General features: G+C 36.9%; 21 protein-coding genes. 3 read left to right on the plus strand and 18 right to left on the minus strand.

Annotation, left to right across the window (positions count from 1 at the left end):
- Positions 1-282: 282 nt before the first annotated feature.
- Together GMA13_RS07190 and GMA13_RS07195 are read left to right on the plus strand one after the other, a co-directional pair.
- The gene (locus GMA13_RS07190) at positions 283-1446 is read left to right on the plus strand and encodes a hypothetical protein (protein WP_255884514.1); all 1164 of its coding nucleotides are present in this window, start codon (positions 283-285) and stop codon (positions 1444-1446) included.
- Between the two features lie 141 nt (positions 1447-1587).
- A complete protein-coding gene (locus GMA13_RS07195) occupies positions 1588-2226 on the plus strand; it encodes a TMEM198/TM7SF3 family protein (protein WP_255884513.1) in 639 nt (212 codons plus the stop codon).
- 59 nt (positions 2227-2285) lie between these two features.
- Here GMA13_RS07195 and GMA13_RS07200 read toward each other — a convergent pair whose 3' ends face one another.
- The 15 genes from GMA13_RS07200 to GMA13_RS07270 all read right to left on the minus strand — a co-directional run bounded on the left by GMA13_RS07200 (position 2286) and on the right by GMA13_RS07270 (position 13318).
- On the minus strand, positions 2286-2462 hold the full coding sequence (locus GMA13_RS07200; RefSeq protein ID WP_255884512.1) for a DUF4250 domain-containing protein: 177 nt from the start codon (positions 2460-2462) through the stop codon (positions 2286-2288).
- A 174-nt stretch (positions 2463-2636) separates the two neighbouring features.
- On the minus strand, positions 2637-3299 hold the full coding sequence (locus GMA13_RS07205) for an MmcQ/YjbR family DNA-binding protein (RefSeq protein ID WP_255884511.1): 663 nt from the start codon (positions 3297-3299) through the stop codon (positions 2637-2639).
- Between the two features lie 502 nt (positions 3300-3801).
- Positions 3802-5424: a recombinase family protein gene (locus GMA13_RS07210; protein ID WP_255910676.1), complete on the minus strand. Its 1623-nt coding sequence runs from the start codon at positions 5422-5424 to the stop codon at positions 3802-3804.
- Between the two features lie 298 nt (positions 5425-5722).
- Entirely contained in the window at positions 5723-5890 is a 168-nt protein-coding gene (locus tag GMA13_RS07215; protein ID WP_255910679.1) for a hypothetical protein, read from the minus strand.
- Positions 5887-6024, minus strand: a complete 138-nt coding sequence (locus tag GMA13_RS07220; protein WP_255910682.1) for a DUF3789 domain-containing protein — start codon at positions 6022-6024, stop codon at positions 5887-5889. Before GMA13_RS07220 ends, GMA13_RS07215 begins: the two co-directional genes overlap by 4 nt.
- Positions 6025-6039: 15 nt before the next feature.
- Entirely contained in the window at positions 6040-6369 is a 330-nt protein-coding gene (locus GMA13_RS07225) for a type II toxin-antitoxin system PemK/MazF family toxin (RefSeq protein ID WP_305119716.1), read from the minus strand.
- Positions 6370-7006: 637 nt separating this feature from the next.
- Positions 7007-7486, minus strand: a complete 480-nt coding sequence (locus GMA13_RS07230) for an RNA polymerase sigma factor (RefSeq protein ID WP_255910685.1) — start codon at positions 7484-7486, stop codon at positions 7007-7009.
- 440 nt (positions 7487-7926) lie between these two features.
- A complete protein-coding gene (locus GMA13_RS07235) occupies positions 7927-8571 on the minus strand; it encodes a hypothetical protein (protein ID WP_255910688.1) in 645 nt (214 codons plus the stop codon).
- Between the two features lie 96 nt (positions 8572-8667).
- Complete coding sequence (locus tag GMA13_RS07240; RefSeq protein ID WP_255910692.1) at positions 8668-9651, minus strand: O-acetyl-ADP-ribose deacetylase; 984 nt, start codon at positions 9649-9651, stop codon at positions 8668-8670.
- Positions 9652-9662: 11 nt separating this feature from the next.
- The gene (locus GMA13_RS07245) at positions 9663-10097 is read right to left on the minus strand and encodes a GTP pyrophosphokinase (RefSeq protein WP_255910695.1); all 435 of its coding nucleotides are present in this window, start codon (positions 10095-10097) and stop codon (positions 9663-9665) included.
- A gap of 122 nt (positions 10098-10219) precedes the next feature.
- Entirely contained in the window at positions 10220-11032 is an 813-nt protein-coding gene (locus tag GMA13_RS07250) for a leucine-rich repeat domain-containing protein (protein WP_255910698.1), read from the minus strand.
- Between the two features lie 94 nt (positions 11033-11126).
- Complete coding sequence (locus GMA13_RS07255) at positions 11127-11474, minus strand: hypothetical protein (RefSeq protein WP_255910700.1); 348 nt, start codon at positions 11472-11474, stop codon at positions 11127-11129.
- A gap of 94 nt (positions 11475-11568) precedes the next feature.
- A complete protein-coding gene (locus tag GMA13_RS07260; protein ID WP_255910702.1) occupies positions 11569-12258 on the minus strand; it encodes a 3'-5' exonuclease in 690 nt (229 codons plus the stop codon).
- Positions 12259-12272: 14 nt separating this feature from the next.
- Positions 12273-12704, minus strand: coding sequence for a hypothetical protein (locus GMA13_RS07265; RefSeq protein ID WP_255910704.1), 432 nt, complete (start codon positions 12702-12704; stop codon positions 12273-12275).
- Positions 12705-12715: 11 nt separating this feature from the next.
- Positions 12716-13318, minus strand: a complete 603-nt coding sequence (locus GMA13_RS07270) for a hypothetical protein (RefSeq protein WP_255910706.1) — start codon at positions 13316-13318, stop codon at positions 12716-12718.
- 82 nt (positions 13319-13400) lie between these two features.
- Here GMA13_RS07270 and GMA13_RS07275 point away from each other — a divergent pair, with 82 nt between their 5' ends.
- Positions 13401-13955 (plus strand): cytidylate kinase family protein, encoded by a 555-nt coding sequence (locus GMA13_RS07275; RefSeq protein ID WP_255910708.1) that lies wholly within the window; start codon positions 13401-13403, stop codon positions 13953-13955.
- A 36-nt stretch (positions 13956-13991) separates the two neighbouring features.
- On the opposite strand, the gene GMA13_RS07280 is transcribed toward GMA13_RS07275, so the two are convergent.
- The 3 genes from GMA13_RS07280 to GMA13_RS07290 all read right to left on the minus strand — a co-directional run bounded on the left by GMA13_RS07280 (position 13992) and on the right by GMA13_RS07290 (position 16573).
- Positions 13992-15044 (minus strand): hypothetical protein, encoded by a 1053-nt coding sequence (locus GMA13_RS07280; protein WP_255910710.1) that lies wholly within the window; start codon positions 15042-15044, stop codon positions 13992-13994.
- Positions 15045-15075: 31 nt separating this feature from the next.
- Positions 15076-15936, minus strand: coding sequence for a PHP domain-containing protein (locus tag GMA13_RS07285; protein ID WP_255910712.1), 861 nt, complete (start codon positions 15934-15936; stop codon positions 15076-15078).
- Positions 15937-16132: 196 nt separating this feature from the next.
- Positions 16133-16573: a hypothetical protein gene (locus GMA13_RS07290; RefSeq protein WP_255910714.1), complete on the minus strand. Its 441-nt coding sequence runs from the start codon at positions 16571-16573 to the stop codon at positions 16133-16135.
- Between the last annotated feature and the right edge of the window lie 67 nt (positions 16574-16640).

Here is a 16640-nt window from a genome sequence, read left to right on the forward strand (position 1 = left end):
TACAGTTTTCATAGCGGATAGATTCCTCCTGTTGCTTTTTTGGTTTAGCAACTTAACTGTAACACAGAGGTTCTCTATTCGCTATACTTTTTTTGCTTTTTGTAACACATCAATTGTAATCCTACACCCCCACAAAATTGGTTACAAAATTTTATTTGATTTTTACATTTCATAAGTGTATAATTATTGTGTATTTATCTGCCGTATTTCAGCGACAATGTTGCCGGATAAAAAACTATGGACCGGCATTAATGCTGCTATCGGCATTCGGAGGATATTAATATGAAAAAGAGATTTATTTTAACCTCTTTGGCTTTTATATTGACTGCTTCCACACTGTTTGGCTGCTCTTGTATGAGCAATGAGCAGAACAAGATTGCAAAAGAAAACGAAAGCGTTTCTAAAACAATCGCCGAGGAATATCTGAAGTCTAACTATGAAAACGGCACAGTGAACAGCTTAAGCTGCATAACCTACACGCCAAAGGAAAGCGCACTTGGCAGCCGCAAGGCAAGCAATTATGTAAGAGCGTCGGCAACGGTAAATGACAAAAACTTTTATATACTTGTAAACACAGACTCAAAGCAGTGTCTTGACAACTACAATTCCGATGACGTCAAGGAAATGATCAAGCAGCGTGCGGCGGCAGCTCTGCCAAACAGCACTCCGGCTGATATTACTGCAGAGATTTTTGCAAACATTGTTCCGGATGATATAAACGGCAACGATTACGAGGGGTATTTAAGCATTACCGATAAGACCGCCGACGATATACTGACAAGCGGCAACTACTCGGTGAATGTGACCTGCTCATACATTGACGATACGGCTGATTTTTCAGCAATTGACACCTCGTCATTTCTTCCGCAAAATGCTAAGTTCGGCAGTGTTACCCTTACATATTTAAATTACAAAGATGAAGCCCGTTTCCGCAGCGGCGGCAACGCATCATACACACTCAACGACAGCTTTACTTCAAGCTTTGACGGCTCCTCAGGTCAGCCTCAAAACGAGTACAAGGCTTACACCTCAATATCCGTTGACGATGTTGAAATTGCCTGGGATTCCACTAAGCTTGATCTAACCGTTGGCAAAGCTGACGATACTCCTGAGCCAGAGATAAAAAACGAGGATTACCCAAACCTTGTATTTAAGCCAAAGAGCGACAATGCGATTGAGATTAATTACAAGCTGCTTGATAAAGCAGAAGGCGTCGGTGACATTGATTTTTATTTTGACGGAACACTTTACGGCAGCTACGGAATTTTGAATGACAGTCAGAACATTCTAAACCCGAACACAGTAATGGAAATTAACGAAACCAGAAGCGGAGTTAATTTTGTTCCGTTCACGTTTGCCCACGATGAAGGCAGTTTCACACTTGCTATTTACACAGGTGAAGAGAGCAACACGCTTTCTGAGCTTGTAAGTGGTTTCCAAAAATAATACACAGCCGCACCTCAGCGTTGAAGTATGCTGCGGTGCGGCGTTTTATTTTTATATTGCTGACAAATCTTGACAAACCTTGTATAACTGATAGAATATATTTATTCTTTTCAAAATTTAAATTCAATTCGGAGGTCACAAATGATTGAATATTTAACAAATTACTTTTCGGCTTTTCAGCCGCAATCGCAGGAACAATTCACAATATTTGTTGTTATTTCAATGATTTTCTCTGCGCTGAGCATCTTTCTTGGCTACAAGCTCACAAAGCTGTGGTCAACTTTAGCAGGCGGAGGAATCGGTTTTATCGGCGGCTACATAATCGGCAGCATTATCTGGAACAACAGCGGAGCCGCCCTTATTTGTGCAATCGTACTTGCGCTTATTTTAGGCGCACTTGCATTTTTCATTTACAAGGCAGGAGTATTTCTGCTGTGCGGCGTTTCGGTATTTTTGTTGACCTATTCGGCGCTGTCAACATTTATTGACATACCAATTCTAACTCTTATACTGTCAATTGTTGCAGGAATAATAGCAGGCGTACTATCAATTATTCTGCTTCGTCCGTTTATTATAATCACAACGGCAATCAGCGGAAGCTTTGGCTTTGCACATTCGCTGTTCTCGCTATTTCCTGCGTCAACAGCAGTTCCGGGTTTGCCCACCGCAGCTGCAACAGCAAAATTTCTTGGTCTTTCGTGGCCGATAATGCTTGTCGGCGCAGTTTTGTCAATAATAGGTATAATTGTGCAGTTTGTTTCAACAAAGAAGCACGGATAATAGTAGAATAACAGCACACAACGCCCCTCGGTTTTATCCGAGGGGCGTTGTGCGTGGGGCTAAACAAAACGATTCAGCGCAGCGTCGTATTCATAATCTATTGAAGCAAGCTTGCTTTTTATCTCCTCTAAATCAACGCAAAGCGCAGCTCCAAGCTCCTCAAGGGAAGGATAAAAGTCCCTGAGCTGAGTGTTAATATATGATAACAAAATAGTCGGATCATTTGGGATTGACATATTTGTTCTCCTTTCACGCTTTTATCTTTATTATACACACAGCATTATCTGTGGTCAAATTTAATTGGCTTGTAAAAGTAATTGATAAACCGGGATTTGTCAATGGGTCTACATATATTCTTCTTTAACTTTGTCAATCGTTTTTCCGCCGATACCAAAATTTTCATCTGATGGTTACTTTTTAGCTAATTTATAGCTCTCATCAATTCTGCGGCAAATTTCCTCAGTAGATATCGATTTATCCAAAATAATGGTGTACCAACTCTTTTTATTCATATGCCAGCCTGGAAAATAGCATTTGTGATCTATGGTCTGGTTCATTTGCTCTTGTTGCAAGCGCAAATCAATAATCTCTACAACTTCATTTGAAGGTAAGCCAAGTTTATCTTTTGATACTGTTAGAATCAAACCATACCATTTTTTGCTGTCTTTTCTCCTCCATACAGCATTGTCTGAGAATTTAACCCACAAAAACTCAAGCTCATCGCCATAAGTATCTCGCACATAGTCAATTATCTCCAACGCCTGTTCCGCTTTGAACACAGACAACTCATAACATTCATCAGCAATCAACCTAAGGACACTTTCTATTTCAGCTCTCACTTCTCCAACAAAAGTTCCGGTTGCATTGGTTTTGTATAAGATATAAGGTTCATTCGTCTCGTTTTCGATAAGATTTGTTTCAACATTCCCATTCTCAGAAATAAAAATATGCAATGTAAAAGTATTTTCCATAATGGCGGTATCATAAATCCAGCAATTATCTTTTAATTCAAAGCCATAGCATTTCAGATTATTTATATTCAATTTTCTACCATAGAAAATGTCTTCAAACATTTTACTCCTACCCCACCTCTAAATACCGGTTGTGCAAACACCGATTAGTCATAGAAATATTATATCTTAGTCCAAAGCAACGGTCAACATCATTTAAGAAGTTTGAGTAACACCTTCCATTTCAGCTTACAACAAGTTCTCAGTTTTAAAATCAATTTACCGTTTTTCAAAAACCATAATATAAGTCGTCATATTTCTTATTCTCAAACGTTTTGTTTCAAACATTTCATCACTCCAGAAAATCAAATTTGCTTAATTTAAATTATACCATATCAATAAAAAAAAGAGAGTAGAAAACTCTACTCTCTTGTGGCTCCCCCAACTGGGCTCGAACCAGTGACATCATGATTAACAGTCATGCGCTCTCGCAGACGTTAATTCGTACATCATAGTAAATGGTTTGTTGCCTTGAGGGATATCGCACTGCAACAGTTTACGTACCTGATTGCAGTTTTATTCTTGCGTTATTATACACGCTTTGGTGTATTCTGTCAACCCCTGCTTACGATGCCAAGAACTGCTGATATGAAGCGTTCATTAAGATTTGTATTTCGTATCCTCTGGAGATGGACACTTGGCTTAGTAATTCGTCAGCTATCATTCGCTTTCTTTCGAGTGATGCTTTGTCAAACTCATCAGCCCAGCTTACGAATTGGTTATAGTAATAATCAATCCTGCCCATTTCAGATTCTTCGTTTGCTAATCTGATTTCAAGTTCTTTAATTTCGGCTTTGTTGTCAGCAATCTTCTTTTTACTTCTTTCGATTGCTACAGCTAATACATCCGGAGTGAACTTGCTATCCCCTATCAGCGCGTTGGCAATTTCCTCTGTCAATTCACCGAGTTTCATCTTTTGGGACTCGGTTTCTTTCTCGAGGGTTTTGATTTGCTTTTTTATATCAGTCATCTGCGCCTTGAATTTTGATTCGAGAGCAACATCTCTCGGCGTCAGCTTAATCCTTTTAAAGCACTCTCGCATAAAGTCTATTACCTGACTGTCCACTCTGCTTGCTACATAAGCACTTTGTCCGTCACAATCGTTTCTCTTCATTGCTTTTCCTGAACAGATATATCGGAAACGTCTTGGTGTTTCATGTCTGACTCCATCCTTTGTGGTGTAGTGGTCAACATAACTTGTAGCGTTGAGCTTCTTGCCGCAATGGGCACAATATAAGGTGCCGGATAACATTGAGGAGGCTTTTGTATAACGGGCGATGTCCTCTTTTTCCTCTGCTTTATAAGATCTGGCTTGCAGAATCTCTTGAGCACGGTTGTAGGTTTCATCTTCGACAATTTGGAGATGTTCAAGTCTTGGTGATATAGTTTCTCCCTTGACTATGAATCCGCAGTAGAGTGGGTTCTGAAGAATTCGCTTGATTGTGATTGCCTGAAACTCGCTGCCTTTATGGGTTTTGATTTTCCTTGAATTCACATATTGAGCCATTACGAAGGTTCCTGCCCCTTCAGCCACCGTTTTATCGAAGATGGTTTTGACGATTGTTGCTTCTCTTGGTTCAACCTCAAGCGTCATCAGTTCCTTGCCACGCTTGTTAACCTGTCCGCTTTTTACGAGCTTATATCCAAACGGTGTTGTACCGCCTGTATATATACCCTGTTCGGTAAGCTGTCTGAGTCGTGTCTTAACTCTTGTGGAGGTTTTTCTACTCTCACCACCGGCTTGCCAGTAACGCATATAGTTGATGAGATAATCGGCTTCACTCTCGAATCTCTGTTGACCTTCTTTGGTTGACCAGACTTCTACGCCCATACTGTTAAACCATTCTACAATAAACGGCGTTTCGTCTTGCTTTCTTCCAAGTCGGTCAAACATGAATACGAGAAGAACATCGAATTCGTGTCTTTCTGCTGCTGCCTTGAGTTCTTGGATTGCGTCACGGTTCTCGGCGCTAACTTTGAAGCCTGAAACACCTTTTTCCATAAACTCTTTTTTGAGCACCCATCCATTTTGACGTTCCGCAAACTCTCTACATTCTTGCTTTTGCATCGGAATGTCATCCTTATCAACCTGTCCTTTGGTCGAAACTCGGTAGAGACAATACACAGTTTTGAATGCTTTTTCTTCTCCAACTTTCTTTTCGGGAGTTCTACGATTCAGTTGAATCATTTTGAATCCCCCTTCCTAAATCCACATATGTTATTATTCTCTTGAACTGTGGCGAGCGGTTCAGTGATTATATTAGTACGTGATTTGCAAGTTAGTTGAGATTCAGCATTTAACTGATATGTAAATTTAATTGTATTCTGTGTGGTTGGTGTGAACATCTAATCAATCCTTTCTTTCTTGTTCGCACCCCACACTAACGGGTTTGTATTCAGATAACGAGATTTCTCGTCTATGTTCATTATACCATAAATACTTTTAATATCCAGACCAATGAGGTGCGAACATTAAATATTTGTTTTTACGCAGCAGGCTTGATTCTTTTTTCATAGGCATCCGCAAGTCTTTTAGCAGCTTTTTGGATTCCACTTTGCTCACATTCTTTAAGAAAGAAAACTGTCACACTTCCTATCTTCATAACATGGTCTTGATCAACATCGTTTCTTTTTTCAAACGGAACAAATGTCATTCGTTACCACCTTTCTTTTTTCCAATTTCTATTTTGTTCATTTCTTCGTCTGCTCTCGAAGCTACATTACAAAGGCACATAATCAGAACACCTAAGAATGCGCCTACAAACAATCCAATTATAAATCCTATCATTTTATTTCCTTTCCTTTATATATAGAAGTTTTTGTCTAATGCTTTTTCAATTTCGTTTTGGCTCTTCCATGAAAGCGTTCCTATTCTTTTAATCAACCGCTTTTTATCAATTGTTCTTATTTGCTCTAAAAGTAAGGTCGAGTTTTTAGTGAGAAAACTCTCCTTTAACTTTACATGCATAGGAACATAACTTTTCTTTCTGGTCGTCATAGGAGCAACTATCGTGGTAGAGCTGTATTTATTTCCGATGTCATTTTGTAAAATTACTACTGGTCTGACTCCACCCTGCTCACAACCTTTGACAGGATTTAAGTCAGCGTAATACACGTCACCTTTATGAATCATAATTTACCTCTTAAATATGTATAAGGCAACAACCACTTGGCTGATGCCTTATATTATCAATCATTATTTCTAATGTTGCACGATTGGACAGTCACTCTGCACATATATCTCCGTCAGCACACAGATCCGAGCCTCCTGGGAGTTGATGGTGTGCTTTTGCATCAATATATAGTATAGTCCTGCAAAGGAACTGTCCTTTGTCCGGTATTTATTCTCAATCCCCCTCGGACAACGGGAACACTTAAAAGGTCATGCATTTGACTCCATTAGCCTTTCAGCTACTGCGAGGTTCTCTCGCAGCCACACTCATTGCCTGCGACGGTTTTATCACGCTCGGACTGTGACTATGCGGAAGTATCATTATCCTCTCTGTTGGTTTTGGCTTTCTCGGAGTATGCCTCTCCGAGTCGAAGTCCTGAAGACCAACGGTGTTCGCTTCTGTAGCTCACAACAGAAAGAAAGTATTTTAAATGCTGATATTAAATTTTCAAAAAACAACATCCTGCTCTTCTTTCCGGCGAGTTAAAGAAAAACAGGCAGAAGTTTTTAACGCTTCCACCTGTTTGGACACTAAGAGCAGATTTTTTAAGTGTAATTTTAAAAAAATTTATTAAATTTTAATTTTTCAGCACTTTAACTAAAAATCAATAATCTTTTTATACAACATGGTATGTAAATTATTTTTTGCATACCATAGCGAATACCATATCGCTGTAGAAGAACAGCCCTCATATTCTGCTATTTCTCTAAGTTTCAATCCGTCAAAATAATACATATACACTCTCCTACGTTGTTTTTCTTTCAGGCTGTCTATTGCCTTATGTAATTCTGCATTACTAATTTTCTTCAGTACCGCCTCATCCATGGCGATAGACTTGAATAAACTTTTTTCATACAGCTTATTCTCTGTCGTTTCGGACTTTTCGTTATGTCTGCGAGCTTTTCTGCCTTGAGCAGAGTCATCTCTATGGTTTTTATTAAGCTCGTTATAAACTTCTTCACTGATTTCTATTTCAATATCCGAATCGTTATCAATAATTAATTTTGCGAAGTATTTAATTACTCCATTTTCTTCTTCGATTCTGCATTCATAGTTATCAGAAATATCTTTACTCAAAATGAGTTCCTCCATTCAATTTGAAATTCTTTAGTTTCAAACTGAACCGGAGGAGCACGGATTTTTCTGCTTCTGTGAAAAATAAAGAGAAATAACAAAAAATCACATAACATATGAGATGAATTTGTCGAACAAAAAAGCGCTGCATCGTCAGTTGACAATACAACGCTAAAATTGCTGAATATTCTACTTAATATTTCGTTTTTTCTATTTAAATAAGATTTTAAGTCAACGTATTTTGTAAAAATTTCCACCACTAAACATAATAGCAGTTGTTCTTACATTATTTTGTCGAAAATAAGTTTAAGTGATATTATTAAACAGCCTATTATAAAACACTGTCAAGTTCTATATAAATACCAAGGCGAGCTCAAAACTCATTATGAGCTTTGAACTCGCCCCTTTTTACTATAATTTTGTTTTACATAAGTTGTAATTTATTATTTCCTACTATTGTAATCCTTGTTTATTCTATCACTCCATGCGGGAGATAACGGTCTGCTTGCTCTTACTGAACACACCGTTTCGGCTACGGTATCAAAAACTACCGCTGTTCCCTCTTTGTCGGCATGGTAATTTACAGATCTGTCAGCTCCGATTCCATAGCGTCCCGCGGTTTCAACTGAGTCAATATTTGCTCCTATAAAAAGAAATTCCCAACCGTATTTTTTCTTCTGGCGTTTAATCATTTTCTTCAACTGATCGCTGCTATAGATATGGCTTGCGTTTTCCAATCCGTCTGTCATAATAACAAACATAGTGTTTTCGGGTACATCTTCTTTTCTTGCGTACTTATGGATATTGCCGATATGGTGGATTGCACAGCCTATAGCGTCAACAAGCGCTGTACATCCGCGAACCGTGTAATCATCCTCAGTCATTTTCTTAATCTCTGACAGTCTCACACGGTCATGCAAAACCTCGCTTACATGATCAAACAAAACGGTTGAGACAAAGCACTCTCCCTCCTGCTTACGCTGTTTCTCAATGAGCGAATTAAAGCCTCCGATAGTATCGCTTTCAAGTCCTGACATCGAGCCGCTTCTGTCGAGAATGAATACCAATTCTGTAATGTTGTTTTTCATAAAAATAACCTCCAAAAGTTTTATCGTTCGGTCTTTGACCTTGATAACATTATAACTTTTGGAGGTTTTTATTTGGTCGCTTTCGAAGCGACAATTTTATTGTCCCAACAAAACTTGGTCGAATTCAAACAACGCTTCATTTATTCTGAAGATATTGTATTCTTTCCTTTTTATAAAGAACTCAATAATTATATCAAATTTATTGCTATGGGAAAGTGCATAGCCTGCCTTTAAGAGCAAATCCCTTGTTTCATCCAAAGAAAGCTCAAGTGCTATCGCAAATGCGATTGCTGTCGTCTTGCTCGGCTTGTAATTCGGATTACTCCTGATTTTTGAAAACAGCTTACGGTCAATATTCGCCTTTTTGTAGCACTGAGAATCCGTCATTCCCTTTTCATCAATCTTTCTCAAAAGCATTTCAGAAAAGCTCTCGTCAATACTGCCGATTACATCCGACAAGTCTCGCATCATACTGCTTTGAGGGCTTGCACATGGGCGACATTCATCAAGAGGATATGTAGTAAGCCTTGTGCTTCTTCCCACATAATGTGCCTCTATATAGCACTCATCTATATATTCCGTTATATCGTCAATCAGTTTTTTGCTGATTCTGAAGCTATCCTTGTCATAAACAACTATGTATACAAGCATTTCGTTGTTCAGCAGAAATTTGCTGATCTCATTCATAGCAATGTACAATGCTTGTTCTTTAGGATAGCCGTAAACGCCTGAGGATATTAGCGGAAAGGCGACTGATTCACATTTGTACTGCTTTGCTAAGCTCAGAGAATTACGATAGCACGAGATTAACTGCTCCTCCTCTTGGAACTTACCACCGTTCCATACAGGTCCGACTGTATGAATTACATATTTGCAGGGAAGGTTGTATCCCTTCGTTATCTTTGCATCTCCCGTTTTGCAGCCGCCGAGGGTTCTGCATTCTTTGAGCAGCTTCTCCCCTGCTGCACGATGAATCGCACCGTCAACTCCTCCGCCCCCGAGCAGCGAGGAATTTGCAGCGTTCACAATTGCGTCGCATTTAATCTTTGTGATATCATTTCTTACAATTTGAATTGGCATATGTATTTCCTCTATTCAGCACAAGTTAAAATATTAATTGCTTTCTTATATTTTTCAACTCTTTCAATCGCCTTATTATCAACAACATCAAGTCTGCTCAAATCACTGTTGTGCTTCAAATCAGCTAATTTAACCTTGCTTGCAATTGGATTTGTTTTAATTATTTTTACATAATCAAGATACGGTATGCTGTCATCGTGAGTCATCAACTCTATCGCATTAATCACTTCACTCGGAAAGCCCTCGGATTTCAAATCTTCTATTGTGATATCGGTATCCTCAACCACATCGTGAAGCAAAGCTACACAGGTAGAGTATTCATCGTCCATCTGCTCAGCAAGATGAAACGGATGATACACATATGGCATACCACTTTTATCCACCTGATTTTTATGGGCGCTGAAAGATATATTCAATGCTTTTTTAGTAAGTTTGGTATACAACATATAAACCTCTCCCCCCCTTTTATAATCCAAACAACTACACAATTGGCTATCGTAGTTCTATTTTCATGGAATCCATAAAATGATGGCTCTCACAATACTGTTACCTAATTATTCAAACACACTTATATCAATCCATTACGCCATGCTTCATAAGTATCTTGAATTCCGTCATTATCCTTGATGTCATTTTCCATCATACGCTGATTTTTCTCATCTTCAAAACTGAATTCTTTTCCATGGATGCAGGGATAAAAAACTTTACATTTTTCTTGATTTACGGTTACTTCTAATATATTACAACCGTTTCCTAACTCCTGAAGATCTGAGATGACTCCAATTTGTTCATTCCCCAGAATAACCTTTTCCCCATAAGGCCAATCAAGATACCAACCTTTATCATAAGGAAGTGAAGTAATAACTTTCGGTCCCCAATTGAATGCACCCACACCAATCTTCTTTACCGTATTGGGAATTATCAATTCAAAAGATCCTCCACTATAAAAAGCATGAACATCTATCTCTTCAAGTTCTTCCGGCAAAATCATTTCAACATCTGTCGGCAAATAGCAAAAAGCAAATATACCTGCACTCAATATCTTTAGGTGCTTGGGCATTACAACTTTCTTTAATCCGGTGCAATCCCTAAAGGCGTGAACACCTATTTCAGTAATTGAATCGGGTAAATCAAATTCTTTTATCCCCTTGCATAAAGCAAAAGTTTCCTTACCTATAGAAACAATTGTAGAAGGGAATACTATTACAACGATTTCCGGATGATTAAAGAAACAAGAATCACCGATAACGGTTACCTTTTTATTGTTAATTTTCGAAGGAATCTCAACAAAATTGATATCATTAGAAATGTATTGCCTTAACACTACATAATCATCGTATTCTTCTGCATAGAATTTCTGGATTTGTTTTTTACTGTTCATTATATCCACCTGATACCTCTGCATGATCATTTCCTCCCATAAAGAATTATATAAAGATTATACCATATTTTCTGTCAGATAACAACTGAATTACTTATAATACAGATTCTTCGTTCTTATCTATATACCAATGCTTTCCATTCTTTATCGGTGTCTTATATCTGCCATTTCGAACATCAATAATTAGGTAATTATAATCCAATCCATAAATTTCAGCATACTCTTTGAGCGTAACATACTCGTCTGAAGGTATTATAGAATACTCGTAGTACTTAGCATCTAATTCTACTTTGTCAGCATACCATTTGTTGCCGATTTTCTTGGCAGTTTTCAAACTACCCTTTCTCGCTTGTCTTATCAAGGAAATACTCGATAAGCCTTTGGCTTTTGAGTATTCATCTAGCCTTATCATTCCTGTATTAACAATAACATTTTTTGACACAAAAAACTTCCTCTCAATAATATGGTATTGTCATATTACCATATATGAGAGGAAGAACTGTTTATTTGGTTTTTCAATAAAATCCATATAGTGATTAAGCTATTTCCAACTGCATTTGTTTCAGTAATTCTGCTAATACTCCGCCGCACATATCACCAAGAGTGTTTCCACCTTCTGCTGAATGAGTAAAGCTATATACGCATTCCACTTGGCTCTTATATTCTCCATTCAAGATTGGAATGAGCAATTCTGCGGTTATTTCAGCATCGTATAAAGCATTATGTACCTTTGTGTTATCAAATTTTATATCAAAATACTTTAAAGCCTCTTTTAAAGCTATCTGTTTCCTTTCACGCGTAATATTCATCATTCTCGGAAACACCTTTTGGAAGTCACGCCATTTTCTCATGTTGATTGGGAAAGTTATTCCTTTATAATCACACTCCGTCCTAAGTTGTTCTAAATCATTATTGCTCCAACTATAAATTCTTATATTACTGCTTTCACCAATCCACAAAGATAATTCATGTAAAGCAATCTCCAATATCTTTGCTTTCATAGTGGATGAAGATTCTATGCCTGTAAGTCTTGTTATATAAGGTGTAACTTGGTAATTCAGTTCCGGCTTAACAAGGCAATTAAACCTATCAACAATCTCCAAATTGCTATTAAGCTTAACAGCGCCTATCTCAATTATCTCATTCTTAAGTATATTAAACGCTTGTACATTTTCTTTTGAAATAGGATTCATTTCAAAATCCAAGATAATATGATAGTCATACATTATAAATCGTCACCTCAATCCAAAAATAGCTTTGCCGCTAAATCCACATCGTATGTTTTTGCAAAATACGAATTAAAGAATGCAATGTAGATTCTGATTTTATCTTCATTTTTATTTGTCGGAACAACCACATATGATTCTGACCAATACTGAACTCCTTCGAGCTTTTTAAGAATATCAATAGAATTCTTTTTGTCAACGACAACAAATGTAACGATGTGTTTCTTTGATGATAACATATAGATATAATCTAAAAGAAGGGATTCGATTTCAGCCTCTTTACACTCAATAGAGATTGTATCATATTCAACCTGAGATTTAAAGTTATTTATCATTTTCTCAAAACCGTTGTTTAACAACTTTTTGCGTGTTTGCTTATCGAACCTTTCAATATACGAAAGTATATCTTTAAGAACTTCCTGTCGATTGTTTTTATTAATAAACAATTTGCACCCTCCTAATTGTTTTCAAATTCTACCGGCTTCGTTATTCTGTAATATCTCATCATCTCTGTTTCTTTTTTCATGATAATCTTATTATTCGAAAAACCATTAAGAGATGTAGCCGTAATCATAACATCTCCGTTATCCATAAAAATATTGTCTATTCTAAATTTGACAATTCCTTCACGAACTTCATCGCCTACTTTATAAAATGTTCCTTTCGGATCGGGAAAAGGAAACAATCTCGCTTTTACCTCGTGTATCTCTATTTGAAGTTCTTCATAATTTAAAAATGAAACATTCATTAATCTGCAGATAACTCTCGCAAGTTTATTGGGATTAATCAACAGCTGAACAAATTCTTCGTTTTCATTTATGGAGCCGCGTCGTGATATCTGTGCGTCTAAGAGGATTGTATATGCGTGAATGATGTGTAGCTTTTTCTGCTCTTCTGAAAGATTGTTAAAAAGTTCACTCCAACAAATGATTTTATTTTCTATGCAATTTGCGTATAAAGCATATCTATACAATGTTGCTTCTTGTAATTCCACTTTCACATTGGTATCCATTGCTTTATTGATTTCGTTTACATAGTTTAAAATATACTCTTTATCCATTTCCTCATTCTCCTTAACAAATTATTTGGGTTGTATTTTTCAAATCCTATTATATAATAGGAGTCAGAAGGAGATGGGATTTATGTTTATCACTATCAATGGACATCTTGGCAGCGGAAAAAGCACGGTATGTGCGCTTATAAAAGAACAATATGATTTTGAGGTTTTTAATACCGGAAGTATACAACGAAAAATCGCAAATCAAATGCAGATATCCACTTTAGAACTCAACAAAAAATCAAAAGAAGATTTCTCTGTTGACAATTTGATTGATAATACGATTGTAGAATTCGCAACTGAGCATAATGGAGAGAACATTATCTTTGATTCAAGACTAGCATGGCATTTTGTGCCGAAATCATTTAAAGTGCGCTTAACTATTGATCCTGCAACAGCTGCTCAACGAGTTTTTAATAACCGAAAGTCACAAGAGGAAAGCTATTTATCTGTAGAAGAAGCGCTAGATAAATTAGCCGACAGACAGCAAATTGAAGCAGAACGCTACAAGATGATTTATAATCTTGATATTAATGATGAAAACAATTATGACTTGATTGTTGATACTTCCTACCTTTCTCCGCAGGAAGTAGCTGATATCATTATAGATAAACATAAACAATGGATTAAAACACCCTAAAATAAATTTGAACCCCTAATGACAGGGGTTCTGTTTTTAGTCACTATTTTCCAAATGACTTAGTATTTTATCTTTATAATCTTCCGCTGCCTTCTCACTATATTCTCGTGCGTCTTCCTCTACAGCTTGCCAATAGTAATCTTCGCTGTCACCATCTTTATAATTAGCAAACTCTTCTTTATATTGTATTGCACGATCAAACGCCATCAACTTCTTTTGTTCATCATCCACATTGTCATATAGATTTACCAGACTTCTTTCATAACTATGATAGCATTCATGAGTCACTGTAGAAAGCACAGAATAAGAACTATCTTCTTCAAGATGCTTAATGTTAATCAAAACTGTATTGTCCTGATATATGTATTCTCCTAAAAGATTGCTTTTAAAGGCTTTAGATTTGATGTAGATAGGTTCCTGAATTCCTAGTTTTGCCTTCTCTGCATTACAAACCACTTGCAGAACATCTAATTTTTCGTTTGGTGTCAACTTATCCCACGTATTCTGTTCGAGTTTATCAAAAGTAGCGGCATTATCCTCGTAATACTCAACAAAGCTTTGAGCACCACTTTCAGCTTTTGCATTACTTGGTCTGAACAATTGTATACCTGTTACTGTTGTTGCCAACAAATAAACGACAACGAGCATTGAACAAGCTGTTACAATCGTTCTTGTTCCAAGAATACTGAAACGTTTAAAGTTAAAATATTTGGGCTTTCTGGTTGATAATGAACTTGAAAACTTCTTTGTCATTGCAATGTATACTACACTTACAAATATAGCTATCACTAAAACTGAGATAATAAATGCTCCCAAATAATTATAATACGCAATAGCTGTGTAAATAGATAATGGAAGTGCAATATTTATAAAAGTATTAACAGAATTCCTTCTACGCTCCATTGTTAAGGCAATTCCAATAAAAACAAAAACCCCCACAATTAAATACAATATCCATTTGGAAATATCGTCATCAAACATAAATATATTGGTAAAACAAAGCAGCTTATACCAATATATCGCATATATTGCCCAAAATACATTTTCTATAATATATCCCCACTTGCTCATTGAGTTAATATCTCTCACAATTGCACCTCCTCTGAAAATTTCAACCCTATTAGTATGTATCCCCTGTTTTCACTGCACAAATCATTCTTTCATATAATTCATAAGGATAGCGTCCCAACTCTTTCACTTTCCCATCGCCATGAAAGTCCGATGCTGCAGAATACAAAAGACGATGCTTGTCCGCAAGAAATTTTAGTTTTTGCCTTTGTTGTTCGTTGTAGGAAGTATAATAAACTTCCATTGCTCCTTGATTATATGTTATAGTTTCGAAATAACTGAGTAAACCTTCTATTTCTTCCGCATCGAGATTATAGTCATAAAGATGGCAGATAGAGGCGATACCGCCTGTTCCAACAATAGCCGCTACTACTTCCGATAGTGAAGCATAATATATAGCGTTGGAAACATATGCAGGCTTATCTTTGCCTAAATATGTATCAAAGGCATCATCCACATCTTTAGAGAATCCCTGTCTAACCATTTCAACCGCTATATGCTTTCTGCCTATCGTTTTCGAATTACACCTTGAAACCAGATCCTCGTAAGTACACAGTTTTATTCCGCACTCCGATTGGAGCTTTGATAAAATCTTCTCGACATAAGGCCGCATACTATCACGATTATGTTTGAGTATTCTCTGTATGTCACTATCAAATATATCAAATCCTATACCGCCAATATGAAGACGTATTATTCGTCCTCTAATAGTTTTATAGTGACACGAAAATTCGCAGCCTGTCGGGAGAATTATTTGAGGATACTTGCTTCTCAACTGTTCGAGGTTCTCGTTTACGGCGTTATGATCCGTCATACAAAGAACCTTAAGTCCCAACTTTATAGCTCGTTGCACTAATTCTTCCGGACTATAAATCCCATCTGATATTGTCGTATGTGTATGAAGATCTATCATTCGACTTCCATCCCTTCTTTTTAATCTAATTATATCATATATTTCATTACCACCACAGAAAAAGTTCATCAATAAAATATCTACAAGTTATAAAGTTGTCATTGTTAGCACAAATCATAGATAAAACGGTCCCTCTTGAGTTGTAAAGAGGAACCGTTTTTATATTACAAAGGAGGTTTTACAGGAAAATCAACGCCTAAATGTAGCAATTTGATACTGTGTTTATTGCCCACATTTGACACTTGCCGACGTTAATCCAGTCTTTTGCAGATGACTTAATTTTCTTCTTTGCAATATAAACTCTGTAAACAGAGTGATCGTTGCCGAGCTTGAGCCTTCTTCCGGATTTTGTGTCGAATTCACAAATCCATCTTCCTCTATTATCTCTTAAGGTAATATGTATTTCGCCGCTTGTTTTTCTTCCTGTCACATCATAAGTATAGACTTTAATGTATCCGGCTTTCTTGGTATTGGACAGTCTTACGGTTGTGTAACCATTGGCGGTATATCCGGAATCGAACCTACCTGTTTGCCACGAGGCTGCCGATACAGTTACGGCGAAAGATGCGAAAATGCTCATTACGATGATTAACATTGCGGCAAATGATAAAATTCTTCTTTTGTTTGTCTTTAACATGATAATCTCTCCTTAAAATATAGTTATTCATTATTGGCAGTTTTTGAGGATACTTTATTGGCCGTCC

It is taken from the genome of Ruminococcus sp. zg-924 (assembly GCF_024433635.1).
Taxonomy (GTDB): Bacteria; Bacillota; Clostridia; order Oscillospirales; family Acutalibacteraceae; genus UBA7067.